This window comes from Leucothrix arctica, assembly GCF_003172895.1.
Classification (GTDB): domain Bacteria; phylum Pseudomonadota; class Gammaproteobacteria; order Thiotrichales; family Thiotrichaceae; genus Leucothrix; species Leucothrix arctica.
Map to the genome: position 1 here is coordinate 1 of NZ_QGKL01000015.1, position 23,586 is coordinate 23,586.

25 protein-coding genes, 2 rRNA genes and 1 riboswitch are annotated in these 23,586 nt (G+C 42.9%); of the genes, 15 read left to right on the forward strand and 12 right to left on the reverse strand.

The window, feature by feature from the left end; all coding sequences use genetic code 11:
* Together DKT75_RS05075 and rrf are read left to right on the forward strand one after the other, a co-directional pair.
* Nucleotides 1-322 (forward strand): 23S ribosomal RNA (locus DKT75_RS05075); the annotation flags it as partial.
* 144 nt (nt 323-466) lie between these two features.
* Nucleotides 467-582 (forward strand): 5S ribosomal RNA (rrf, locus tag DKT75_RS05080).
* Nucleotides 583-1,022: 440 nt separating this feature from the next.
* Here rrf and DKT75_RS22475 read toward each other — a convergent pair.
* Nucleotides 1,023-1,223: a YgaP-like transmembrane domain gene (locus DKT75_RS22475; protein WP_211665181.1), complete on the reverse strand. Its 201-nt coding sequence runs from the start codon at nt 1,221-1,223 to the stop codon at nt 1,023-1,025.
* Between the two features lie 14 nt (nt 1,224-1,237).
* Nucleotides 1,238-2,545 (reverse strand): citrate synthase, encoded by a 1,308-nt coding sequence (locus tag DKT75_RS05090; RefSeq protein WP_109822354.1) that lies wholly within the window; start codon nt 2,543-2,545, stop codon nt 1,238-1,240.
* Nucleotides 2,546-2,714: 169 nt separating this feature from the next.
* On the opposite strand from DKT75_RS05090, the gene DKT75_RS05095 reads away from it, so the two are divergent.
* The 4 genes from DKT75_RS05095 (at nt 2,715) to DKT75_RS05110 (ending at nt 5,577) form a co-directional block, all read left to right on the forward strand.
* Nucleotides 2,715-3,392, forward strand: coding sequence for a hypothetical protein (locus DKT75_RS05095; protein ID WP_109822355.1), 678 nt, complete (start codon nt 2,715-2,717; stop codon nt 3,390-3,392).
* A gap of 2 nt (nt 3,393-3,394) precedes the next feature.
* Entirely contained in the window at nt 3,395-3,850 is a 456-nt protein-coding gene (locus DKT75_RS05100) for a YcgN family cysteine cluster protein (RefSeq protein WP_109822356.1), read from the forward strand.
* A complete protein-coding gene (locus DKT75_RS05105) occupies nt 3,826-4,230 on the forward strand; it encodes an RNA-binding S4 domain-containing protein (RefSeq protein WP_109822357.1) in 405 nt (134 codons plus the stop codon). The genes DKT75_RS05100 and DKT75_RS05105 overlap by 25 nt, the downstream gene beginning before the upstream one ends.
* A 51-nt stretch (nt 4,231-4,281) precedes the next feature.
* Nucleotides 4,282-4,357: riboswitch (SAM riboswitch) on the forward strand.
* A 47-nt stretch (nt 4,358-4,404) separates the two neighbouring features.
* Complete coding sequence (locus DKT75_RS05110) at nt 4,405-5,577, forward strand: O-succinylhomoserine sulfhydrylase (RefSeq protein ID WP_109822358.1); 1,173 nt, start codon at nt 4,405-4,407, stop codon at nt 5,575-5,577.
* Here DKT75_RS05110 and mnmC1 read toward each other — a convergent pair.
* The 3 genes from mnmC1 to DKT75_RS05125 are packed head-to-tail and all read right to left on the reverse strand — an operon-like array spanning nt 5,574 to nt 8,526.
* Nucleotides 5,574-6,809 (reverse strand): FAD-dependent 5-carboxymethylaminomethyl-2-thiouridine(34) oxidoreductase MnmC1, encoded by a 1,236-nt coding sequence (mnmC1, locus tag DKT75_RS05115; RefSeq protein WP_109822359.1) that lies wholly within the window; start codon nt 6,807-6,809, stop codon nt 5,574-5,576. The genes DKT75_RS05110 and mnmC1 overlap by 4 nt on opposite strands.
* Nucleotides 6,806-7,585 (reverse strand): ABC transporter permease, encoded by a 780-nt coding sequence (locus tag DKT75_RS05120; RefSeq protein ID WP_109822360.1) that lies wholly within the window; start codon nt 7,583-7,585, stop codon nt 6,806-6,808. Before DKT75_RS05120 ends, mnmC1 begins: the two co-directional genes overlap by 4 nt.
* A complete protein-coding gene (locus tag DKT75_RS05125) occupies nt 7,582-8,526 on the reverse strand; it encodes an ABC transporter ATP-binding protein (protein WP_109822361.1) in 945 nt (314 codons plus the stop codon). The genes DKT75_RS05120 and DKT75_RS05125 overlap by 4 nt, the downstream gene beginning before the upstream one ends.
* Nucleotides 8,527-8,598: 72 nt before the next feature.
* Between DKT75_RS05125 and DKT75_RS05130 the strand changes: the two genes are divergently transcribed.
* Entirely contained in the window at nt 8,599-8,853 is a 255-nt protein-coding gene (locus DKT75_RS05130; protein WP_109822362.1) for a GIY-YIG nuclease family protein, read from the forward strand.
* A gap of 10 nt (nt 8,854-8,863) precedes the next feature.
* Here DKT75_RS05130 and DKT75_RS05135 read toward each other — a convergent pair whose 3' ends face one another.
* The 4 genes from DKT75_RS05135 to DKT75_RS05150 form a co-directional block, all read right to left on the reverse strand.
* On the reverse strand, nt 8,864-9,742 hold the full coding sequence (locus tag DKT75_RS05135) for an AEC family transporter (protein ID WP_109822363.1): 879 nt from the start codon (nt 9,740-9,742) through the stop codon (nt 8,864-8,866).
* Between the two features lie 157 nt (nt 9,743-9,899).
* A complete protein-coding gene (locus tag DKT75_RS05140) occupies nt 9,900-10,274 on the reverse strand; it encodes a LysM peptidoglycan-binding domain-containing protein (RefSeq protein ID WP_109822364.1) in 375 nt (124 codons plus the stop codon).
* Between the two features lie 342 nt (nt 10,275-10,616).
* A complete protein-coding gene (locus DKT75_RS05145) occupies nt 10,617-11,207 on the reverse strand; it encodes a DUF938 domain-containing protein (protein ID WP_109822365.1) in 591 nt (196 codons plus the stop codon).
* Complete coding sequence (locus DKT75_RS05150; RefSeq protein ID WP_245923086.1) at nt 11,204-12,418, reverse strand: GNAT family N-acetyltransferase; 1,215 nt, start codon at nt 12,416-12,418, stop codon at nt 11,204-11,206. The genes DKT75_RS05145 and DKT75_RS05150 overlap by 4 nt, the downstream gene beginning before the upstream one ends.
* Before the next feature lie 9 nt (nt 12,419-12,427).
* On the opposite strand from DKT75_RS05150, the gene mtgA reads away from it, so the two are divergent.
* Nucleotides 12,428-13,138, forward strand: a complete 711-nt coding sequence (gene mtgA, locus DKT75_RS05155) for a monofunctional biosynthetic peptidoglycan transglycosylase (RefSeq protein WP_109822366.1) — start codon at nt 12,428-12,430, stop codon at nt 13,136-13,138.
* 153 nt (nt 13,139-13,291) lie between these two features.
* Here the strand turns inward: mtgA and DKT75_RS05160 are convergent, their stop codons facing one another.
* Both DKT75_RS05160 and DKT75_RS05165 read right to left on the reverse strand, forming a co-directional pair.
* Nucleotides 13,292-13,957 carry an HAD-IA family hydrolase gene (locus DKT75_RS05160; protein WP_109822367.1) on the reverse strand — a complete coding sequence of 222 codons (666 nt, stop codon included), beginning with the start codon at nt 13,955-13,957 and terminating at the stop codon, nt 13,292-13,294.
* Between the two features lie 119 nt (nt 13,958-14,076).
* On the reverse strand, nt 14,077-14,562 hold the full coding sequence (locus tag DKT75_RS05165; RefSeq protein ID WP_158278796.1) for a TlpA family protein disulfide reductase: 486 nt from the start codon (nt 14,560-14,562) through the stop codon (nt 14,077-14,079).
* Between the two features lie 61 nt (nt 14,563-14,623).
* Between DKT75_RS05165 and DKT75_RS05170 the strand changes: the two genes are divergently transcribed.
* Genes DKT75_RS05170 through cmoB form a run of 6 tightly spaced genes read left to right on the forward strand, consistent with a single transcriptional unit; the run spans nt 14,624 to nt 20,153 of the window.
* Nucleotides 14,624-15,334 (forward strand): HAD family hydrolase, encoded by a 711-nt coding sequence (locus DKT75_RS05170; protein ID WP_109822369.1) that lies wholly within the window; start codon nt 14,624-14,626, stop codon nt 15,332-15,334.
* Nucleotides 15,335-15,346: 12 nt separating this feature from the next.
* Nucleotides 15,347-16,333, forward strand: a complete 987-nt coding sequence (locus tag DKT75_RS05175) for a MotA/TolQ/ExbB proton channel family protein (protein WP_109822370.1) — start codon at nt 15,347-15,349, stop codon at nt 16,331-16,333.
* Nucleotides 16,330-17,619, forward strand: a complete 1,290-nt coding sequence (locus DKT75_RS05180) for a coiled-coil domain-containing protein (RefSeq protein ID WP_109822371.1) — start codon at nt 16,330-16,332, stop codon at nt 17,617-17,619. The genes DKT75_RS05175 and DKT75_RS05180 overlap by 4 nt, the downstream gene beginning before the upstream one ends.
* Before the next feature lie 17 nt (nt 17,620-17,636).
* Entirely contained in the window at nt 17,637-18,431 is a 795-nt protein-coding gene (locus DKT75_RS05185) for an SDR family NAD(P)-dependent oxidoreductase (protein ID WP_109822372.1), read from the forward strand.
* Complete coding sequence (gene cmoA / locus DKT75_RS05190; protein ID WP_109822373.1) at nt 18,428-19,156, forward strand: carboxy-S-adenosyl-L-methionine synthase CmoA; 729 nt, start codon at nt 18,428-18,430, stop codon at nt 19,154-19,156. The genes DKT75_RS05185 and cmoA overlap by 4 nt, the downstream gene beginning before the upstream one ends.
* 4 nt (nt 19,157-19,160) lie before the next feature.
* Nucleotides 19,161-20,153 carry a tRNA 5-methoxyuridine(34)/uridine 5-oxyacetic acid(34) synthase CmoB gene (gene cmoB, locus DKT75_RS05195; protein ID WP_109822374.1) on the forward strand — a complete coding sequence of 331 codons (993 nt, stop codon included), beginning with the start codon at nt 19,161-19,163 and terminating at the stop codon, nt 20,151-20,153.
* Nucleotides 20,154-20,178: 25 nt separating this feature from the next.
* On the opposite strand, the gene DKT75_RS05200 is transcribed toward cmoB, so the two are convergent.
* Nucleotides 20,179-22,092, reverse strand: a complete 1,914-nt coding sequence (locus DKT75_RS05200; protein ID WP_109822375.1) for a DEAD/DEAH box helicase — start codon at nt 22,090-22,092, stop codon at nt 20,179-20,181.
* A gap of 537 nt (nt 22,093-22,629) precedes the next feature.
* Between DKT75_RS05200 and DKT75_RS05205 the strand changes: the two genes are divergently transcribed.
* Entirely contained in the window at nt 22,630-23,586 is a 957-nt protein-coding gene (locus DKT75_RS05205; RefSeq protein WP_109822376.1) for a helix-turn-helix domain-containing protein, read from the forward strand.

Consider the following 23,586-nt stretch of genomic DNA (forward strand, 5'->3'; position numbering starts at 1 on the left):
GTTCAGAACGTCGTGAGACAGTTCGGTCCCTATCTGGTGTGGGCGTTAGAATATTGAGGAAAGCTGCTCCTAGTACGAGAGGACCGGAGTGGACGAACCTCTGGTGTACCGGTTGTCACGCCAGTGGCATAGCCGGGTAGCTAAGTTCGGAAAGGATAACCGCTGAAAGCATCTAAGCGGGAAGCCTCATCCAAGATGAGTATTCTCTGGGAACTAGATTCCCCTAAAGGGCCGTTGAAGACTACGACGTTGATAGGCACCATGTGGAAGTCCAGTAATGGATGTAGCTAAGGTGTACTAATTGCCCGTGAGGCTTGATTCTATAACCTTGAATGGTTTGTTGAGAGAAAATGTGACAAACAGACAATAGTGGGTCACTGCTACTAGATTATTACTTATTCGTGAGCCTGTTGTGGGCCGTTGACTGAGGTTAACGTATTGACAACAGGTATCACACACCGGTTTTCTTGGTAACCATAGAGACATTGAACCACCTGATCCCATCTCGAACTCAGCAGTGAAAAGTGTCATCGCCGATGATAGTGTGGGGTTTCCCCATGTGAAAGTAGGTCATTGCCAAGATTTAATAGGAAGCCCTGTTTACAGATAATACTGTGACAGGGCTTTTTTTATGCCTGAAAGAAAGTGAAATGGAATTAAACAAGGTATACACCGATCTTGAGGGCATCGAATGTAATGTTTCATAACCAAGTGTTGTGAAACAGATGCGCTTCCAAAACCTCATAGAAAAGGTGATGGCTTTATTACTGTGGGTAATGGTGATGTAGTCAGTTGGTGGATTAGGCATTTGTTAGAGCAGCCACAACCTGAAGGTCACCAAAGAAAATCTGAACTCTTTGCGTTCAAGGCTATCAATAGCTGGATATGTATGAGATTCACAAATTCAAAGACACTTACATAGGTCTTAACATATATGTCCAATTGCTAACTAAGAAATAAGATTTCACAGGCACAAAAAAGCGCCCATACAGGGCGCTTCCTTAGTAAAATAACAAAAATGATTACTTAACTAAATTGTACTTCTTTAACATCATACTAACTGGGCAGAAACCAGTAAATGCTGATTGAATAACAACTATTCCGATTAGAACTGGAAGAATAAGGAATCCATCACCAATTACACGAATCAAGATTACACTTAGTAAGACTAAGAGTCCTATCGTTGCTGTTACTGCGTTACTCATTGTCATATTATCGAACATATTGTATCTCCTTATTATCGGTTTTCAATATCAACATAATCTCTTGTATTAGCGCCGGTGTATAGCTGTCTCGGGCGTCCAATACGGAAGTCATCATCTGCAATCATTTCATTCCACTGGGAAATCCAACCGACTGTTCTAGCCATTGCAAAGATAACTGTAAACATATTCAATGGTATACCCATTGCTAGTAAAATTATACCAGAATAAAAATCAACGTTAGGGTACAAGTTACGTTTTACGAAGTAGTCATCAGCAAGGGCAATCTTTTCTAGCTCATGCGCAGTGTCGAATAGTGCTTGGTACTCATTGTCAGGTCCAAGTTTTGCAAGTAGATCCATACAAGTTTTGCGAATGATAACTGCGCGAGGATCGAAGTTCTTGTAAACACGGTGACCGAAGCCCATTAGGCGGAAACGGTCACTCTTATCTTTAGCGCGAGCAACATAGTGCGCAACATCGTTATCTGAATCAACGATATCTTGAAGCATTCTTATAACAGCTTCGTTTGCGCCACCGTGTGCAGGTCCCCAAAGAGAAGCAATACCTGCTGATAGTGCGGCAAATGGGTTAGCACCAGAACTACCTGCTAAACGTACTGTTGACGTTGAAGCATTTTGTTCATGGTCTGCATGAAGGATTAGTAGTAAATCTAATGCTTTCACGTATAGAGGATCAGGTGTGTACTCTTCTGTAGGCATTGAGAACATCATGTGCAGGAAGTTACTTGAATAGTCTAATGAGTTCTTTGGATAGACCATTGGCTGACCGTTTGCATAACGATAGCTCCAAGCAGCAATCGTAGGCATCTTAGCAATCAAGCGATGAGCTGTGATCTTACGGTGTTCTGGATCATGGATATCTTCGCCATGATGATAGAATGAAGATAAAGCACCAACGACACCAACCATTGTAGACATTGGGTGAGCATCACGACGGAAACCGCTATAAAAGCGCTTCATTGCTTCGTGAAGCATCGTGTGTGTAGTAATTGTGTGGTCGAATTTAGATAGGTCGTCTTTATTAGGCAGTTCACCGTGAAGTAGTAAGTAGCATACTTCCGTAAACGTACTACTCTCAGCGAGTTGCTCAATTGGATAACCACGGTATTCTAATATACCTTTGTCACCATCAAGGTAAGTTATGCTACTGCGGCAGCTAGCAGTTGCTACAAATCCAGGGTCAAAAGTGAAGTAGCCAAGTTCTTTATGTAGTTGGCTTATATCGATAGTCGGACTTCCATTGCTTGGGCGCAAGATTGGTAGTTCAACTTGTTTACCCGTTGCATTGTCTGTCACCGTTACGGTATCTTTCTTGCTCATTTAAACTCCTGGGTTATGATGAATCATTTGCTGAAGTTGGAATAAATAAAGGTATTGATATTACTACGCTTTAATATAACCAACAGACGCTATGATTTAAGATGCGACCTTATTATAAGTCAAAAATTCTACTGAAACTAAACTTAAGCTAAATTCATGATAATCATTAATGAAAACTAATATCCTAGTTATTATACTATGTTGTGTGCTAACTGCATGCACTGACAATTCATCTAAGCCAGAAAAACACGTATTACCATGGCAAGTTTCATTATTAGGAGATGGACAAACTGAAGTTTTTTCAGTGTCGCCAGGCGTAATTAACTTACGAGACTTTTCCAAGCGGTTTGCTGAGTTACCAGAGTTACGACTGTTTCAAAAGCCAACGGGCGACCTATTCTTAGAGGCCTATCTAGGAAAGGTGAAGGTTGGACGCTTCGATGCTCGAATTATCGCTGAAATTGATGCTTCTAATGAATTTATGGGATCTATCCTAGCTTTAAACCTCGGTCGCAAGCCGACACCTAATAATCTATGGCAATATAAATTAAGTGAAGAACAAACATTGGCGGCACTTGATTTGAAAGTCTGGCGCTTTATGTATATTTCTATTGCTGATTATGAAGAAAAGCAGATCGATTTTTTCGGTAAACCCGACTCAGTTGAACAGGTTTCAGATACCGCTGTATATCGCTTTTACCCTAAAAAAGGTGTGGTTATTTTGTGGGATCAGGCTGGAAAAGAGACTTTTTACTATACCTCACCAAGTAGTTATCCTCGTCTAATTAAGGCATTAGAAGATGATAAAAAAGAGATTAAGTTGGGTTCATTAGGTAAGGATAGTTAATCATGTTGGATAAATGGTGGGAAATCACACCGCTTCAAGAAATGACCCAAGATGAATGGGAAAAAATTTGCGATCGCTGTGGTAAGTGTTGCCTGATAAAGTTACAGGATGAAGAAGAGGACGGTGGAGAAGTCTATTACACTGATGTGGCTTGTCATTTATTTGATGGTGATGCCTGTCAGTGTGCTGACTATAAGAACCGTCAATTACGTGTTCCAGACTGTGTACAACTTGAACCGGGTAATTTAGAAGCATTATCATGGATGCCACCTAGTTGCAGCTATCGAAGACTACAACAGGGTTTGGGCTTAGCGAGTTGGCATCACCTTGTTTCAGGTGATATTAATAGTGTTCATAGTACGGGCAACTCAGCGATTGGGCGTGTTGTATTTGAGCGTGATATTGATGAAGACTTAGAGGATCGAATCGTAGAATGGCCAATAATAGTAAAGAATTAGTAGAGCTAAGGCTCGACAAATGGTTGTGGGCTTCACGTTTTTTTAAAACAAGAGCAATGGCAGTTGAAGCAATTTCAGGTGGAAAAGTTCACTTAAATGGAGTGAGAGTGAAGCCTGCACGCGTCGTTCGTTGTGATGATGAGCTTAATATTACTCGTGGTGTAGAGCGTTTTCATGTCACTGTTAAAGGTCTAAATGATAAGCGAAGACCTGCTAAAGAAGCGGTGTTGTTATATGAAGAGACGGAAGAAAGTATTAAAATTCGCGAGGATGCAAAAGAGTTAAATCGTTTGCAGTCAGCTAATATAAAACTTCCAACGCAAAAACCTAATAAACGTGATCGCCGTTTAATGGATCGTTTCAAAGGGCGCTCAGATTAACCCTCTTACTCAGTAAGTATTTGACCTTACGGCCTTGCCGATTTAAGCTCATACTCTTGATGCGCCGATTTGATTCAGCTTGCGGGCGCACTATAAATTCTGCTAAAGAGGCCTATGCCTGCTTTAGTTCTATGTGCGGGTTTTTTATGCCCGTGATGTTAACAGGACATAAAAATGAACGATGATTTTCAGTTTGATACGCTAGCCATTCGCAGTGGTCACGACCGCACTAACGAATGTGAGCATAGTGAAGCGATCTTCCCAACCTCTAGTTTTGTCTTCGAAAGTGCTGCTGATGCAGCCGCTAAATTTTCAGGTGATCAACCTGGTAATATTTATGGGCGAATGACTAACCCAACAGTTGGTTACTTCCAGAAACGATTGGCCGTTTTAGAAGGCGGCGAAGCGTGTGTTGCAACCTCTTCAGGTATGTCAGCCATCCTTGCAGTGATTTTAGCGTTATTAAAAGCTGGTGACCACATTGTCTGCTCTCGCTCTGTCTTTGGGACAAGTACAGTTCTGCTAAATAATTATGTTTTAAAGTTTGGGGTAGAAGTCGACTTTGTTGACCTTGTCGACCTTGAGCAATGGAAAAACGCAGTAAAGCCTAATACACGTCTTTTCTTCGCAGAGACACCATCCAACCCGCTTACAGAAATTGTTGATATTAGAGCGCTATCAGATATTGCCCACGAGGGTGGTGCATACTTAGCAATTGATAACTGTTTCTGCACTCCTGCGCTTCAAAAGCCGTTGAGCTTAGGTGCCGACTTAGTTATTCATTCAGCTACTAAATATTTAGACGGTCATGGCCGTTGTCTCGGTGGTGCCGTTGTTGGAAGTGAAGAGTTAGTCGGAAAAGAAGTCGGTGGTATTTTACGTTCAGGCGGGATGGTTTTAAGTCCATTCAATGCTTGGGTCTTTGTGAAAGGTTTAGAAACCTTAGGTCTTAGAATGAGGGCGCATTGTGAAAGTGCTTTGAAACTTGCGCTATGGTTATCCGAGCATCCGAAAGTTTCTAAAGTCTACTACCCAGGCTTAAAGGATCATCCTCAACATGAATTAGCGCTAACACAGCAGACTGGTTTTGGTGGGATTGTATCTTTTGAGGTTAAAGGAGTACGTGAAGATTGCTGGCGTGTGATTGATAGCACAAAAATGCTCTCAATCACGGCTAATCTCGGTGATTCGAAATCAACGATTACTCATCCTGCTTCGACTACTCATGGTCGTTTGACTGAGGAGCAGCGTGCGGAGTCAGGGATTAAAGATAATCTCGTGCGTGTTTCAGTGGGTTTAGAATCATTTGAAGATATTCGCGATGACTTAGCACGTGGCTTAGCTTAAGTAATAGAGCGCCCACGACGTAATTGACGAATTAGATAACGAGCAGGGTGCATTGTTGAAAGCATTGCATCCGGTTTTTCATTACTGATTAAGTCACTCAGTAACTGAGCACAATAGCCGCTCGTAGTCAGCCCTCTAGCACCTAATCCTCCCAACATAAAAAGACCTTGATGATAACTAGCATCAGGAAAAAACTCTTTAACACGCCCGTGTTTTAGTGACTCATACGACTTTTGATAAAACTCGCAATTCGGTAGCCCACCAACATAAGGAAACCTGTCTGGTGTTGTCGTCCGGATGGCTGCGTGCCCATTTTCAATATGTTTTAATGACTGTTGCCATTTAGAAAGATATTGTTTGAGCTGATTTTCATTTCTGGTCGTCGCCTCATCAGTTAATGAAATGGACTCAAAGTTTCGATCAAATGTCGCCCCAAATACATGTTTGTTGTCATATCTTGGTGTGAGGTAGCCCTCATGACAAATAACACAATTTAGTTTTTCACTTTCTTCCGTTACGGTCGCCAAGCTCGTTTGACCAAGCACCGGTGTATGTTGCAAGTGTTGGCTTTGTGGTAATGCGGCAAGCTCTTTTCCCGTGCACACTACAATAACTTCTGAAGATGTTAGTAACTGACCTTGTAGGTCTTTGACATGCCAAGTGGAGTCAGTAAAATAAACCTCACCAACTTCAGTATTATTCAATAACTCGTAATTACTATTTGCTAGCAGCGCATCACAAAAAGATTTTGGGTTAATGAAGCCCGCACTTGGAAAGTAACTCGAAGAATAATCGCAAGGGATGCCTGCTACATGTTCAGTGTCTGCTTGCTCTAGAAACTGAAGAAAGTTCTGTGGAAAGTCTCGTGCTTTTAACTCAGCCCAACGTTGTCTTTCCGAATCATTATGATTGAGTTGGAGCATTCCGCAGGGATACCAATCCAATGGTGTTTCGCTGCTAATAAGATTATCTAATTGCTTGAGGGTATACTCAAAAGCGTCACGATAAAAACCTTCACTAATGCTTGGCTGAGACGTCATTTTGGGTGAAATGACACCTGCTAAGTTGCCAGATGCGTGTTGGCTTATTTCTGATTCTTGCTCTATGAGTGTGACATGCCAGCCCTGATTAGAGAGCTGGTATGTCATCTGGCAACCCGCTATGCCGGCGCCTATAACGACAGCTTTGCGGGTTTTCCAATCAAAAGTGGGGTATTTGAACCAAGGGCTCAAGTGCGAATCCCAATACCCCTATCCAGTAGGAAGTAAGCGATTGAAAATAGAATGCCCCAGAATATTAAAATAACGGCGAAGCAGGCATAAATATTGATATCAGACACGCCAAGGAAGCCGTAACGGAAGCCATTTACCATATACAAAATTGGGTTAGCTAATGAAACTGTCTGCCAGAAATCAGAGAGAAGTTTGATTGAATAGAACACACCACCGAGGTAGGTCAGAGGTGTTAAAACAAATACAGGCACAATGCTTATATCATCAAACGACTTTGCGTAAACACCATTGATTAGTCCTGCGGTAGCAAACAAAACAGCCGTCAAAAATACGGTTAGTAATGTGATCACCGGATGAGCGATATTGAGGTCTGTAAAAAACATTGATACCACGGTTACAATCGCGCCAACCATCAAACCACGAATAACACCACCACCAATGAAACCAAGAATGATAATCATATTTGGCGTAGGTGAGACGAGCAACTCTTGGAGGTGGCCTTGGTATTTGGCACTGTAAAACGATGAAACAACGTTAGAGTAAGAGTTTGTGATAACCGACATCATGATCAAACCGGGTACGATGTAGTCGATATAGCTGTAACCATCCGTAGCGCTAGAGTCGATCGCGCTACCAATTAATTTTCCGAAGATGACAAAGTACAGCGCCATAGTAATGGCTGGTGGTAGAATTGTTTGTACCCAAATACGAGTGAAGCGCAGGACTTCTTTAACCAATATCGTATATAGCGCAGTCATTTGGTAAGAGAAATTCATGCTGTCTCCTCGCTTGTGTTTTCAGCGTTGTTTTGGTGAACCATCTCAAGAAATAATTCTTCAAGTCGGTTACTTTTATTACGCATACTATTTACGCGAATGTCGTGGTTGTTGAGTACTTCAAATATGCGGTTGATTGAGAAGTCTTTACTCAACTCAACTTCAAGCGTGCTTTCATCAATAAGAGTGATAGTAAACTCGTCAGTATGCGGTACTTGAGTGACGGGTGTTTTGAGATCAAGAATGAATGTTTCATGATTCAAACCAGACAATAGCGTCTTCATACTGGTGTTTTTAACAATTTCACCTTTATTGATAATAGCGATATTGCGACACATACTTTCTGCTTCTTCCAGATAGTGAGTGGTCAAAATAATCGTCATACCCGCTGTATTTAGTTTGGTTAGAAAGTCCCACATTGAGCGGCGAATTTCTATATCAACACCAGCAGTTGGCTCGTCCAAAATTAATAACTTTGGACGATGAATTAGAGCACGAGCAATCATCAAGCGACGCTTCATGCCGCCAGATAACTCACGAGCCATATTCTTTCGTTTATCCCATAGTTCTAGCTGTTCAAGTAACTGCCTTGCGCGAATGGTGGCTTCTTTGCGAGGTACGCCGTAGTAACCGGCTTGGTTTATAAGTATCTCGTCAACAGGCTCAAACATGTTTATGTTGAACTCTTGCGGTACTAAGCCAATCATTGACTTGGCTTGGCTACGCTGTGTTTCTAGATCAAATCCACAGACTTTTACGTCGCCGTCAGTCTTATTAACGAGCGATGAAATGATCCCAATCATGGTGGACTTACCCGCACCATTTCCCCCGAGAAGCGCAAAAAAGTCGCCTTGCTCGACGTCAAGGCTCACACCCTTAAGCGCAGTAAACCCATTAGCGTAGGTTTTGCGGAGATTGTTAATCTGTAATGCTTTGCTCATGATAGTATGGCCTTCCTGTCAATACTTGCAGAATCATGACTGCAAGTATTTATATTGTTTGGGCTTTCTTGTATGAAACACTGGTTTGTATATATGGTTCGCTGTGCCGATCGTAGCCTTTACACTGGCATTGCAACGGATGTCGATCGTCGCGTGGAGGAGCATAATAGCACGGGAAATTTAGGAGCTAAATATACCCGCGCAAGACAACCTGTAAACTTGGTTTATAGTGAAACAGCTGAGTCACGCTCTGAGGCCTCAAAGCGTGAGTATAAGATAAAAAAAATGACCAAATTAGCCAAAGAAAAGCTAATTACCTCGACATAAACCTAGTGCTTTAAGCGGCTTGCTTTAAATATAACAACATTAAAAATATTGTAATAAGCGAACTAGCATTTCCGATCACCACCATCGAAGCAACATTTCCAGGTTGCTGCTGATAACGTTCTGCAAGAATGTAATTCATCACTGCGGGTGGGAAGATTGAGAACAGTAGTAACTGTTGCTGTTGGATAAGGTCGAGTGGGAGTATCCAGATAAGAAATATGGCAGGAATGAGTCCTGATAATGGACACACAATCGCGCCCACAACACCAATCTTCCAAGCGTGAAAATCAATATCGATCATACGAATGCCAAGTGTAAATAGCATGACAGGTATGGCAACTTGTCCAAGCATTTGAATTGGTAAGGCGATCGTTTCGATGAGTTGAATGTTGGCGAAATTTAGACTTAGTCCGATAACCGTCGCAATATTGATGGGTAATGACAATAATTTTAGCCATGAAATTCGCCCACCCACGATATACGTTCCCAGCGTGAAGTGCAGGGTGTTACTGACAAGGAATAGCACCATTGCAGCCGGTAGTGCTGACTCGCTAAAAGCTAATACAGCAATAGGAAGCCCCATATTTCCAGAGTTGTTAAACATCATGGTTGGCACAAAAGCAGGGATTGAATATTTCAAGCGAAGCGCAACGAGCCACGCAACCACACCTGAAAGTAGGATAAGTATAAGGCCACCTAGTACCAACCATTTATAGGAAAACACATCAAAATCACCTTTTGCTAGTGCGTCAATGACTAGTGCGGGTAGGAATACGTCGATGTTGAGGCGGTTTATGGTGCTAATTTCACTCGTTTGCCATCGCCCATAAAGGTGACCGACAAGAATGATTAGGAAAACGGGTAATAGAACGCCAAGAACTTGTGTCACGTGCTCTTAATCTCATCAAAAATAGTGGGAATTAAGAGTATAGCGGAGTCTGCTTATTTTATTTTTATTAATAGTACTGGGCAGAGCAGTCCCCGGCAAATTGCGGATAGGCCGGGGATCTACAAGCGACTAAGCTTTCGTTAAGACCGCAGTGATCTTAACGTAGACGAAGGCGCTGACCTGCGTTAATACGATTCTTTTTAGAACCATACAAACGATTTAAGCGTACGAGTGTAGTAAAACGTACGCCAGTTTTAGCAGCGATTCTTGTTAAAGTATCGCCGCTTCTTACACGATAAAAACGTGCTTTTTTGCTCTTTGTCGCAGTACGCTTTACACGAGTAGTGCGTTCTGTGCGAGTTGATCGTTTTGCCTGCTTTACTGCGCGAGGCTTAGGTTTAGCCTTTGCTACTTCTTCAACGGTTAAAACTAAGAATCCGTCAGATGAAACTTTTGGCGCTGAAAATGCTGTTGTTGCTGTGAGTAGACCCACTGAGAGTATTGCTAATGTAGCTATTTTTATGCTTTTCATGATTGTGTAACCCCGTATTATAAAAAGCGTTTAAGTCGACTGAAATCAATAAAATGTTCAATCAAGCGACATAGTAAGTGTGCCCCAATACTGTGTAGGAAAGAGGGTAGCACTATGTAAATCTTTGTAAAGTGAGTAACAAGCCGTTACCCATGCTTAACTGTGACAATCATTGTGGGTATTCGTTTCTTAATTGATTCAATAATATGAATCAATGCACTTGTTACTAGTTTTTAATCTAGTTTATCAGAATGACAAGGTTATGAATAACGCACCGATAATTACATAAGTAGTTCTTATAGTGAGCTATGTTCATTTCAGCACTATAGACCAGAGGTGCCGCTATAGTTTTCTCCAAAGTAAAATACGATTATTAGCAGGCATTTCGTAGTCATTGACCAGTGTTAAACCGTTTTCAGTCGCCAGCTTTGCTAAGTCATCAAAGTCGCGAATACCGCTCAGTGGATCACCCGTCTTTAGGTGTTTGTCGAACTGCATGTTGCCTTGGCTCGTGTATTGGCCTGAGTAATTGAACGGCCCATAGAAAATAAATTGACCACCAGGCTTTAAGCATTTAGCACCTTGAGTAAACAGATCAACGACATTATCCCAGTGCATAATGTGTGTGACGTTAGCGGAGTACAGCACATCGTATTGCTTACTCGGCCATACATCTGTACTTACATTAAGCGCCAGAGGCGGTAATAAGTTAGACAGAGTTGTTTCGCCCAACCACAGTTTAATACCTTCATGATATTGAATCTGGTCGCTAGTTTGCCATATTAAGTGTGGCAGCTTTTCAGCAAAATACACTGCGTGTTGTCCCGTGCCCGTACCGATTTCCAGCACCTCAGCACTATCAGGTAAAACCGCTTCCAGCACGGTTAAAATAGTGCCTTTGTTTTGATCACATGAACTAGAATAAGGTTTCATGATTCGCTCTCTTGGTAGGGTGACTTAAGTTGTTTACGGTATTCATCAATAGCTTTGCGCTCGTGTTCAACATATTGAACGATTGATTCTTGGTATGGCGAGTTATTTAACCAGTGTGCAGAGCGTGTTTCGGTAGGAATAAAGCCGCGAGCTATTTTATGTTCACCTTGAGCGCCCGGTTCAAATACTTGCAAGTTATTGCGAATGCAGTACTCGATACCTTGGTAATAACAGGCTTCAAAGTGAAGCTTGTCTATTTGCTGAGTACAGCCCCAGTGACGGCCGTAGAGTCGTGTTTCACTGCGAAACATTAATGAGCCTGCGATACATTCACCCCGTTCTTCACCGCTACCTTCTTCAGCAGGTAAGTCAGCCAGTACCAAAAATACTTGATCAGGAAGCTTGGACGCTACTTCTTGAAAGAATCCGGCGTTGAGCGTTGGTGTGCTCCACTTTTCTTCAAACGTTACTTTGTAAAAGTGTGCGAAGTCTTCCCAGTCTTTTGCTGTAGCAGTGTGACCATCGAGTAAACGCAGTTGAACGCCTGACTGCTGCATACGTTTGCGTTCTTGGCGGACGTTTTTACGTTTCTTAGCAGTCAATGCATCCAGAAAGTCTTCAAATTCTGTGTAGTTATTATTATTCCAATGAAACTGCACATCGTGGCGAAGTAAAACATCAGAGCCATTTAGTGATAATTTGGCAAGCCAATCCAGCTGGTCCGCACGTGGGAATAAACAATGGTAACTGCTCATTTTATTATCGACAGATAACTGAGCTACGGTCTGCATCAATATTTGATAATGCTCTTCAGGCGAGTCAGGTGAATTACTGAGTAGTCGCTGACCTGTCGCAGGCGTGTAAGGCGTGGCTGAGACTAGCTTAGGAAAGTAATCTATCCTACTTTGTTTATAAGCATCTGCCCAAGCGTGATCAAATACAAACTCACCGTAGGAATTATATTTTTGATAAAGAGGCATTGCAGCGCTTAGTTTTCCGTCATCATAAATGCCGATGTGACAAGGAATCCAACCAAACTCTGGCCCAACACAGCCATGTGTTTCCAAGGCTTCGAGGAATTCATGCCGCATAAAAGGGTTGTTGTCCTCTACTAAAGCGTTCCATTCTTCAGCAGGAAGTTGTTTGATTTCACTATGTATTTTTATCTGCATGGTCAAAAAATGTTGCTTGAGGTTGGGTAATTCTTGCATTATAGGCACATGAAACCAATAACAAAAAGAATGGTGCAGCTGGGGAAATATTTACTTTGGTTTATATGCGGCACTATTTTAGTTTATTTATCTGTTTTACTGGTGTTTCGCTGGGTGCCTATACCAACATCAGCATTTATCCATCATCAAAATGCGCTGCATAATGGTGAGCCTAAAGTGTATGCTGCTGCAAATTATCAGTGGGTAGATTGGGAAGACATTCCACCAGCTTTAGCTCTTGCTGTCGTCACTGCAGAGGATCAGCGCTTTCCGACACATTGGGGTGTCGATACCATTGAGTTGCGAAATGCGATTAGTGATATGAAGGCAGGAAAGTCGGTGCGTGGCGCAAGTACTATCACTCAGCAAGTTGCTAAAAATTTATTTCTCTGGAATGGCCGAAGCTACGTACGTAAAGGTATGGAGATGTTTATTGGCTTTTCCTTAGAGTTAGTGTGGTCGAAGCGACGGATTCTTGAGGTGTATCTCAATATCGCCCAGTTTGCGCCGGTTACTTTCGGGGTGAAAGAGTCTAGTCGCGTGCTATTTGATAAAGACCCGATGGAGCTGACGAGAGATGAGTGTGCGATGCTCGCTGCAGTACTGCCAACACCTGCTAAGTCCAATGCTAATGAGCCGAGTGAAACGCTACAAAAGCGTCATACTTGGATTCTGTTTCACATGGATAAGTTGGGCGCGGATTATTTGAAGCGAATCTAGGATCTGCGGAAAATATCTGAAGTGTGGGTGTTTTAATGTCTAGAGTAGATCTATAGATGACATGTGCTCTAAGTAATGTATCACCTGCTAGATAAAAATGCTTGCTGCTTGCTGCTAGCAGGTGATATTTCGACTTTTTAGTGTGCTGCTAAATTAGATATTCAACCATTTCGCTAGGTCAAACTTTTCTAAAGAGCTAATCACTTCATCGGCATTAGTAAAGTGTTCAAGACTCATAGCAGGGTCTGGCACGGCTATAACAGACATACCCGCAGCACGTGCAGCTTCAATACCTGAAGGCGCATCTTCAAATACTAAGCAGTTTTCTGGTGCACAGCCAAGTGCTTTTGCTGCAGTCAGGAAAATATCAGGGGCAGGTTTAGCGCGCGTCACATTAGCATGGTCGCTGGTCACGATAGCATCGAACAGTTCAAACCATTCTTTATGCTTGCTCGTTTTGATTTTGAATTGATGATCTTTAGAGCTAGTTGCAACCGCGATGGGAATCTTGAGTTCAGACAATACCGCGATCAACTCACGTGCGCCAGGCTTAGGTTGTGCGAAAGCAAAACGCTCATTCAATAAGTCATTTCGTTCTTCTAAGTAATGCTCAGGGGTGAAGGGTAGGTCTAAGGCTTTGACAAGATAAGTAGCCGCGTCATAAGAGTCACGACCGATCATGTGTGACTTTACCGACCAATCAAATACTTTGCCGTAGCGACCCACAATCATCTGGGTGACTTCTGTGTAAATGCTTTCGGTTTCTAGTAGTAGTCCGTCCATGTCAAAAAGAACGGCTTGAATATTTGCTTGGCTCATTAGAGAGTGCCCTTTGAGTAAATCAGTAGATTAATTTACCCGCAAACATAACACATTTGTTTGATGTTTTAGAAAGTTGCTGTAGTCCATAAATGACTACAGCAACCCAATGCGACTAATTATGAATTAGCTTCTATGTACTTGACGAGAGATGTCGTTGGTAAAATACCCGGCTGAAGAGCGGTCAATTTACCTTCAGGGTTAAAGATCATAAAGGTTGGTGTACCAATTAGACCTTCCTCTGCATTCAACTCCATCCAAGCATTCATCTCAATAGGGTTACTTAAGATGTTTTTAAAAGGCATTTTGTACTCGTCAATCATGTCTTGAGCGGCTGCTTTTCCAGGCTGACCATCAAGCGCAATACCAAGCACTCGGACGTTATCTAGTTTGCCGTCAAACTTAACCATGTCAGGCATATGTGCGCGACAAGCACCGCAGTCTGACGCCCAGACTTCGACAATAGTCCATTTGCCATTACCAATTTCGTCTTCGATTGTGGTTTGTTTACTATCAAAGTCAGTAAAGGCATTAGCGGCTGTGCTTAATACAGTAGCTGTTATAATAGAAAGAAATAGCGTTTTGGCTAAAGAAAATAGTTTCACGAGCATGTTCCTCAATTTATGATGTAGATGCAGTTATTCGTAATTACAAAAGATATAAATAATGCCAACAAGTTCCATATATACGACCCGCGCCGTTTTTTTTGATCTAGATGGCACGCTCTTGGATACCGCTCCCGATATGGTCGGCGCACTCAACTTACTGCTAAAGGAAGAGGATGCACCTGCTATCGATTACGATATTGCCCGCAAAGTTGTCTCTGACGGCACGCAAGCATTAGTCAATTTAGGGTTTGGCGAGTCGCAATCGGACGACGATTTTACACGTCGTTGTCAGCGATACTTGGCTATATACGCAGAAAATGTGTGTGTGGATACAGTATTGTTTGATGGAATGGCGGAAACCTTAGAATTTTTAGAAGCCCACAACATCGTTTGGGGTGTAGTAACGAATAAACCTGAGTTCTTGACGACACCTTTACTTAAAGCGTTAGGCTTAGACGTGAGAGCGGGTTCTGTTGTTAGCGGGGATAGTTTGCCTGTGCGTAAACCAAACCCTGAGCCACTTTTTCATGCTGCTAATGAATGCAACGTACTAAGTACTGAAAGTATTTATGTAGGTGATGCTTCACGTGATGTTGAAGCAGGTAATCGTGCAGGTATGATTACACTATTAGCGAGCTACGGTTATATTGATAACGACCATCAGCCTGAAACTTGGGGTGCAAATGGTATCATTGAGCAAGCATCAGAAATTATAGATTGGTTAAGCGAAGTTCCAGAGCTTGAGCTAGACATTCAACGCGCCAATTAACGGAGAAAGATTTTGAATATTAGTACGAATACCGCCCGTTCCACGTTATTTCAGATTATATTATTTTTGGTGTTGCTGGCTGCTGCATTGTTTTGGCAAAAGGACAATATCGCCAGTTTATATCTCTCTGGTGAAATCAACCCGATTGGTTGGTTGTTAAATGGCGTTATCATTTTGCTATTTTTGCTTGGTATGGGTCGTATAACGTCATTATTGCTTTCGTATAGTCGAGAGCATGCCGTCCTAGAGCGTTTGATTAATGCGATTACTGATGGTGCGAATGACCCTATTGGTCGTTTACCTGAAGGTGCATTGGCGGTTCATCGTTATCAATATGTACAAGCGATGGCACGTAAAAATACTCCTGTAAACCATGGGGCGTTGGCATCCAATCTGAGTACTTCAGAGCAGAGTCGATTTACCTTGGTTCGTTACGTTAACAGTATTTTGATTTTGTTGGGTGTGTTTGGAACGGTTGTTTCGTTGTCGATTGCATTGATTGGTGCATCGAGTTTATTGGACTCGCCGGAAGGCGCAAACAAGATGGGCATGATCATAGGTGGCATGTCATCAGCGTTAAGTACCACGATGACGGCTATTGTCTGTTTTGTTATTTACGCTTATTTCTACCTACGCTTGAATAATGCACGCGCTCAGTTATTAAATGGCATCGAGAGTATGACAAGTACTCACTTGCTGCCAAGTATCACGCACAGTGAAGAGTCTATGATTCGTCACGTGGCAGAGTTAACCATCGCACTAAATGCATCTGCAGAGCGACTCAATGAAATGCAGCAGCATATGATGGACGCAGCCACTCAGCTCACGAATGCAGTGAGTATGCAAACCAATGGCGGTGGTGTAACAGAAGAAAGCATGCAGGAAATGAAAGACCTTTTGCGTGAAGGTTTCCGTTTACCAAAAGCGCCATTAAAACCAAATACACCACCTGCACTCGGTGATAGTTCGATGCCTAACAGCACAGGCTTCCAGCGATGAGTAGGAACTTTCCTGATTATCATAGCTTTCCTGATAGGGATACGGGAGATGAAAGCTTTTGGCCGTCATTCACCGATATTATGATGGTGATCACCATGGTGTTCCTGTTGGTCACGGTGATGGCGATTACTAATAATTGGAAGTTGGTTACCGACTTGCAAAAGAGTATTGAAGCTCAGCGTTTAGCCGCTGAACATGCTCTGGATACTGACGCGGCAAATAGCACGTTAGAAGATCGTATGAAACTGGTTGAGCAGCGATTAGCGGGTGCAAAGTTAGAGTCTGCGAATAAGCAGCTAGTGAATGAAAAGCTACAAGCAGAGTTAGATAAAGTTCGCGAAAATATCGCAGATATTGAAAGACAACTAAATGCCAGTATTGAGTTGCTCCAGAAGCGTGATGTAACCATCAGTCAGCGTGAAGAACAGTTAGCAAATATTACGGCGGACCGTGATAAGCAGTTAACGACATTAGCATCACGAGCAGCGGCATTGGCTGCGCTACAGCAAACACAGGTTTCTAGTCAGCAACAAGTGGCTCGCTTACAAGAGGCGTTACAGCTAAAACAAGGTGAGTTGCAAGATGCTCGAGTGTTGTTAAAGCAGTCGCAGGTGTTAGTGAGTGAGGGTGACGACTCAAAGATTCAGTTAAACCAGGCCCTGCAGAAGTTGGCAGATACTGAAAAGCTTTTAGCAAGCACTCAAGATGGGCAAAAACGTAGTGAAGAAGCATTAGCTGCGAGCTTGGACCGTCAGGCTAAAAATGATCAGCAGCTTCAAGCAACACTTGTCAGTCAAAAGCTTAGCGAACAGCAGTTAAACGCTATGCGTGACGAGCTTACTGCTTTACAGGAAAGCAAGCAGAGCGAGGTTGAGAACTTGGCGAGCTTGCAGCAGGAAATAGCGCGATTAAACACGCTTAGAAATGAAGATGAAACTAAGCTGCTAAGCATGAAGGGTGAGTTTGATAGTTTGGATACAAAGTACCAAAAGCTGCTACGTCCAGCGCGCTCTAGTGCTGGCAAGGTTGTAGTGTCGGTATGGTTTAGCAAGCAAGGTGGTCGTGATATATACAAAATACGTGAGCAAGCGAATGGTGAGTTCCGTACGTTGACACGTAAAGAGATGGCTACTTCGCTGGCTAGGTTGAAAGATAAGCACGGTAAAGAGCTGTACGTGAAAGTTATAATTCCAGAGAATAGCGGCCTTTCGTATAATGATGCATGGACTTTTACCACTGAAATGCAGCGTGCTTATGACTACTATTACCAAGATAATGAAGAATAAAACCGATAGGATTAACTATGTCTGATTTACATTTAAATTATATTCCAAAAGCGGGCTCGCTTGATGGCCGTGTGATCTTGGTGACAGGCTCGGGTGATGGTATCGGTCGGGCAGTCGCTAAAGCTTATGCGAGTTTTGGTGCAACGATTGTTTTGCTAGATAAGACGATTGATAAACTTGAGAAAGTTTATGATGAGATTACCGAAGCAGGGCACCCAGAGCCTGCTATCTATCCATTGGATATGGCTGGCGCAACGGTTCATGATTATTTAGAAATGTCGCGTATTTTGAAAGAACAGCTTAATGGTCTAGATGGTTTAGTGCTAAACGCAGCTTGGATGCCGGGTTTTGTGCCTTTTGAACAGTATGATTTAGAAATGTGGCAGAAGACTATGACTGTCAACCTAACGGCCAATTACTTAATTACACAAGCATGTTTGCCATTGCTGCTTGACTCTAAAATGGGCTCAATCATTCATTCTGCACATGAAGTGACACGTGCTTACAGTGGTGCATTTGGCATCGCTAAAGCAGGAATGGTTGCGATGATGGATATAGTTGGCGATGAATATGGCAATCCTGATCGTTTTATTCGTGTAAATAGTATTGACTCAGGGCCACTACGTACTGAGATGCGTCGTAGTAGTTACCCTGGTGAAAATAGGGATACTTTGGCATCACCGGAGTCAGTACTAGGTCCGTACTTATACTTCATGAGTGATGATGCGGGTAGGGTTACGGGTGAGAAAGTCTCATTAGGTAAGCTTGATGCTGACTTCCAGTGGCCAGGTTTAACAACAGAACAAGCATGATGAAAGATGATCTATTTGCTACACCACAAGATGAAGTTCCAGACTTTGTCTTTGATGAGCGTGTAGTCGACGTATTTCCAGACATGATCAAACGCTCGGTGCCGGGTTATGAGTCTATGTTGGCAATGATGGGCGTCGTTGCACGTCAGTATGCAGAGCCTCAAGGTCGAGTATATGACCTTGGAAGTTCTCTTGGTGCATCGACACTCGCTATTCACCGCCAAACACGTGACCTCGATCTAAAGCATATCTGTATTGATAACTCAGCTGCGATGATTAAGCGTAGTCAGGCAATATTATCTCGCCACATGCCGCAAGCAGACTTAGAGTTAGTGTGTGATGATATTCAATCACAAGAAATTACTGATGCTTCAGTCGCGGTGATGAGCTTTACGCTACAGTTTATTGAAGCTGATGACCGCCTCGCTACTATCAAGAAAGTTTATGAAGGCTTGAAGCCGGGTGGCGCGTTGATTCTTTCTGAGAAAATTGCGTTTGATGATAGTCGGCAGCAAAGTCTGCAAACAGATTGGCACCATGCCTTTAAAGGCGCTAATGGTTACAGCGAATTAGAGATTAGTCAGAAACGAACGTCCATCGAAAATGTCATGGTGCCTGATACGCTAAGTCAGCATCAATCCCGACTAACTGCAGCAGGATTTGACGAATCTTACTGTTGGTATCAAGCGTTTAACTTCGCCTCCATCGTCGCACTAAAGCACTAAAACTATGTTTAATTTTGACACCCTTTACAGTGATTTAAAAGACACTGAGCTAGAGCCGTGGCTCGAGCATTTACCTGCACAAATTGACGCAGTCTTCGCTGAGAAAACACATGGTTTTGTGGGTGATTGGATAAAACTGTTGGCAGAGATGCCGAAGGCGCAAGCCAGTGATGTTGATTTAACGGCTGATCGAGTTCGTATCGGCCAAGCGCATGATATGTCACCAGGGCAGGTGGAGCAGTTAGAGCAGCAGCTACGGACTATTATCCCATGGCGTAAAGGACCTTATGAGTTGTTTGGTATCCACGTGAATACCGAGTGGCGTTCTGACTTTAAGTGGCAGCGAATTCAACCTCATTTATCACCACTTAAAGGTCGTACAGTGTTAGATGTAGGCTGTGGTAACGGTTATCACATGTGGCGTATGTTGGGTGAGGGAGCAGATTTAGTGATCGGTGCAGACCCTAGTCAGTTTTTTGTTGCACAGTTTCGAGCGATTAAACAATATGCAGGCGAGAAATTGCCTATTCATTTGTTGCCGATGAAAAGTGAACAATTACCGGCATTCACGCGTGAATATAAGGGTGTTGGTTTTGATACTGTCTTTTCTATGGGTGTGTTGTATCACCGTGCATCTCCGGTGGAGCACTTCAAAGAGCTACGTAGCTTTTTAAGACGTGGCGGTGAGCTGGTGCTAGAGACGTTAGTGATAGAGGGCGATGTACAGACTACGCTAATACCAAAAGATCGCTATGCGAAAATGCGTAACGTATGGTTTGTAGCGTCAACTGCATTTTTAATAAGACTATTGGAACGAGTAGGTTTTGTGAATTGTCGTGTGGTAGATGAGTGTGTGACATCGCTAGAAGAGCAACGTGCTACTGACTGGATGAACTTTGAGTCGCTTGAGGATTTTTTGGATCCTGATGATCATAGTAAAACCATCGAGGGGTACCCGGCTCCTCGTCGTGCGACGATTATTTGCCAGGCCCCCTAGAAGGGTATCGTTTTACGAGTAAGTATTACTCTTCGTCAGACTTTTTCTTTTTCTTCTTACGTGGTGCTGCAGGTGCTTCGCCATCACTTGGAGGAGTACTTGGCTTGCGAGGTGCAGGCGCTGCGTCACTAGTATCAGCAGAACTTTCAAGGCTGCTACTGTCATTATTAGAAGAACGATCCTTAGGTGTTAGCTGGCGTAATTTAAGCTGCTGGCCTTGTACCCAAGTTTTGTGAAGATGCTTAGCAATCGCTTTAGGCATTCCATCAGGTAACTCAACGGTGCTGTAGTCACCTTCAATCTTAAGATTGCGGATGAATGCGCTTTCAACACCAGCTTCATTGGCGATAGCGCCAACAATGTGCTTTGCTTCAACACCGTGATCTTTACCAACCTCTAAGCGGAAAGTAACCATGTCTGGTAACGGCTCGCCTGAGTTAGTATTTTCACGAGGTGCACGAGGCTTACGCTCTGCTCGGTCGCCGCGATCACTACGGTCGTTACGAGAATCACGATCGCCACGAGAGTTGCGGTCGTTTCTATCGCTACGCTCACGACGAGGTGGTCTGTCAGATGTATCACGATCACGACGGTCGCTACGATCATTTGTAACTGTTGGAATATCAAGCATCTTCGCTGAAAGCGGACGATCTTTTTGTACAATGTACGCAAGGCTCGCTGCAATTTGTTCAATGCTTAAGTCACCTTCACTTGCAAAGTCAGTAACAACTTTTTCCATGAAGTCCAAGTTTTCTTGAAGCATCACTTGCTTGATCTGCTCTTTAAACTTAGTCACACGAGTCGTACTAATCGTTTCAGCCGTTGGTAATTCAAACGGTAAAATCTTTTGATTAGTTGCGCGCTCAATCGTTTGAAGCATGCGCTGACCGCGTGGTGGAATGAACAGAATCGCTGTTCCTTTACGTCCAGCACGTCCAGTACGACCGATACGGTGCACATAAGATTCAGTATCATGAGGCATGTCATAGTTAATTACATGACTGATACGCTCAACGTCCAAACCACGTGCTACAACATCCGTTGCAACCATGATATCAATCTGGCCTTTACGGAACTGATTGATTGTCTTTTCACGCAGCTCTTGCTTAATGTCACCATTTAGCGCGACAGTCGAATAACCACGTGCTTCTAGTTTGTCAGAAAGCTCATGTGTCATAGACTTGGTACGAACAAAGATAATTGTTCCGTCACAAGGCTCTGCTTCAAAGATACGTGTTAACGCATCTAGCTTATGGATAGTTTTACCCTGCCAGTAGCGCTGAGTGATCGTTGTAACTGTACTTGTTTTAGTCTTGATGCGAACGTCTACAGGATCTTTAAGGTAACGTTGAGTTAGCTTTTTGATCTGTGCAGGCATTGTTGCAGAGAATAATACAACCTGCTTTTCAGCAGGGGTCGACTTAAGGATTGTTTCAACATCATCAACAAAGCCCATACGAAGCATTTCGTCAGCTTCGTCCATCACAACTGTTTTCAGTTGATCAAGTTTAAGAGTCTTACGATTGATGTGATCAATTACACGACCAGGTGTTCCAACAATTACATGGACATTACGCTTCAGCTGCTTCAGCTGGATACCAATGCTCTGTCCACCGTAAATAGGTAGGATATGGAAGCCTGGTAAGTTTTTAGCGTATGCCTGCATTGCTTCAGCAACTTGGATAGCTAGCTCACGCGTCGGTGTTAGAACTAGAATCTGTGGCTTAGATTGGTTTAAATCAATCTTGGACAATAAAGGGAGTGAGAATGCTGCCGTTTTACCTGTACCAGTCTGAGCTTGACCTAGTAGGTCTCTGCCTTCTAAAAGCGGAGGAATACTCTCTGCTTGTATTGGTGATGGGTATTCGTAATCGATAGCGGACAGAATTTGCTCAGATAAGCCTAATTCCGAAAAAGGGGGGGTGTTTTGCTCTGACATGCGGCAGGGTATCACTGATATATTAAGGGCACAGATTCTACTCTATTTTTAGTACAAATGTTGGGAATATTTGTTATTGTGATTTTTGATTTTTTATCAACTTTTGATTAAGTGCTAGCTTACTAAGCAGTCTGTCTTTATTCTGATTGTTATGTAGTATTCATATATTACAGTTGTTGATTTAATGCTGTACCATGCATCCTGTTTTTGTCTCATCCGTTACGTTCTTACTTACCGAGTGAACTAAATTGATTGGGCATCATACTAGAAGTAGATAGTAGAGCTAATTTAAATTGGGGGCATAAGGTCTAGTTATTGACTAAACTAAACCTATTATCTATTTATTAAATACGTGAGGGCTTTTGGCCGATAAGCTACCTGTTATAGTGAGCGTTAAGTTTCCATTCAGCGTGTGCATTGTAACTTAGGATAAATAGCATTAATAAGTCGCCAACACACGTATTAAATGGCTCTGAAGGGACATAGCCACGGGCTGATGTTCAATGATTAATGATCGAATCGAAGAACTAATTATTTATGAATAAATTTACTGCCTCGCCTAGAGTGGCGATTTTAGCCTACGAAAACCTTGACGCATTCGAATTTGGATGTGCTGTTGAGTTGTTCGTTACTCCTCGTCCAGAACTAGAAGCTTGGTATCAATCAGATATTCTTGGTCTAACGGATGCGCCTGTTAAAGCAGCTGGTGGTATCACTGTTCAAACAGATAAAGTCGTTGATGACTTAGCTGAATACGACATGATGGTTATTCCTGGTTGGACTGGCATCGACGTAAAGCCACCAGAGCATCTAATTGATGCATTATTAGAAATGCACCAGCGTGGCGGACGTATCGTTGCTCTAGGTCTTGGTGTATTTGCACTAGCAGCTACTGGTTTGCTAGATGGCAAAAAAGCGACGACTCATTGGTCTCAAGCTAAGTCATTCACTGAAATGTTCCCTAAAGTAAACTTCGTTGATAACGTTCTTTACACTGGCGAAGATAGAATGCATACATCTTCTGGGCAAACAGGTGCGATTGACTTAGGTCTGCACATGATCAGACAAGACTACGGTGCTCATCGCACAAACGTTGTATCTAAGGATTTGGTTGTTTCTTCTCATCGTGATGCAACGCAATCACAGTTTGTTGAGCGTACACTTCGCCAGCAGCACGGTCGTTTGCATGAGACAATTAACTGGGTGCTTGAAAACCTAGATAAGCCTTTGAATGTGACTGAAATGGCTGAGCAGGCGTGTCTTTCTCGTCGTAGCTTTGATCGCCAGTTCCGTTCGACAGTAGGTAAGAGTCCTAAAGAGTGGTTGATCCATCAGCGTATCAACTTGGCTCAAGACTTTTTGGAAACGACAAATTACAGTGTTGAAGAAATCGCTTCTTCTACAGGTTTCCAGACAGGCATGAACCTGCGTCATCACTTTACTCGTTTATTAGGTTTGTCACCTACACGTTACCGCGCTAAGTTTTCTCAATAA

Coding starts and splice junctions, on each gene's coding strand:
- DKT75_RS05160 (WP_109822367.1), bottom strand. CDS start 13,957: ATGAGCCAAGCAAATATTCAAGCCGTTCTTTTTGACATGGACGGACTA.
- mtgA (WP_109822366.1), top strand. CDS start 12,428: ATGAAACCAATAACAAAAAGAATGGTGCAGCTGGGGAAATATTTACTT.
- DKT75_RS05100 (WP_109822356.1), top strand. CDS start 3,395: ATGTTGGATAAATGGTGGGAAATCACACCGCTTCAAGAAATGACCCAA.
- DKT75_RS05110 (WP_109822358.1), top strand. CDS start 4,405: ATGAACGATGATTTTCAGTTTGATACGCTAGCCATTCGCAGTGGTCAC.
- cmoA (WP_109822373.1), top strand. CDS start 18,428: ATGATGAAAGATGATCTATTTGCTACACCACAAGATGAAGTTCCAGAC.
- DKT75_RS05185 (WP_109822372.1), top strand. CDS start 17,637: ATGTCTGATTTACATTTAAATTATATTCCAAAAGCGGGCTCGCTTGAT.
- DKT75_RS05090 (WP_109822354.1), bottom strand. CDS start 2,545: ATGAGCAAGAAAGATACCGTAACGGTGACAGACAATGCAACGGGTAAA.
- DKT75_RS05205 (WP_109822376.1), top strand. CDS start 22,630: ATGAATAAATTTACTGCCTCGCCTAGAGTGGCGATTTTAGCCTACGAA.
- DKT75_RS05105 (WP_109822357.1), top strand. CDS start 3,826: ATGGCCAATAATAGTAAAGAATTAGTAGAGCTAAGGCTCGACAAATGG.
- DKT75_RS05120 (WP_109822360.1), bottom strand. CDS start 7,585: ATGAATTTCTCTTACCAAATGACTGCGCTATATACGATATTGGTTAAA.
- DKT75_RS05180 (WP_109822371.1), top strand. CDS start 16,330: ATGAGTAGGAACTTTCCTGATTATCATAGCTTTCCTGATAGGGATACG.
- DKT75_RS05130 (WP_109822362.1), top strand. CDS start 8,599: ATGAAACACTGGTTTGTATATATGGTTCGCTGTGCCGATCGTAGCCTT.
- DKT75_RS05150 (WP_245923086.1), bottom strand. CDS start 12,418: ATGCAAGAATTACCCAACCTCAAGCAACATTTTTTGACCATGCAGATA.
- DKT75_RS22475 (WP_211665181.1), bottom strand. CDS start 1,223: ATGTTCGATAATATGACAATGAGTAACGCAGTAACAGCAACGATAGGA.
- DKT75_RS05095 (WP_109822355.1), top strand. CDS start 2,715: ATGAAAACTAATATCCTAGTTATTATACTATGTTGTGTGCTAACTGCA.
- cmoB (WP_109822374.1), top strand. CDS start 19,161: ATGTTTAATTTTGACACCCTTTACAGTGATTTAAAAGACACTGAGCTA.
- DKT75_RS05200 (WP_109822375.1), bottom strand. CDS start 22,092: ATGTCAGAGCAAAACACCCCCCCTTTTTCGGAATTAGGCTTATCTGAG.
- DKT75_RS05145 (WP_109822365.1), bottom strand. CDS start 11,207: ATGAAACCTTATTCTAGTTCATGTGATCAAAACAAAGGCACTATTTTA.
- DKT75_RS05170 (WP_109822369.1), top strand. CDS start 14,624: ATGCCAACAAGTTCCATATATACGACCCGCGCCGTTTTTTTTGATCTA.
- DKT75_RS05140 (WP_109822364.1), bottom strand. CDS start 10,274: ATGAAAAGCATAAAAATAGCTACATTAGCAATACTCTCAGTGGGTCTA.
- DKT75_RS05125 (WP_109822361.1), bottom strand. CDS start 8,526: ATGAGCAAAGCATTACAGATTAACAATCTCCGCAAAACCTACGCTAAT.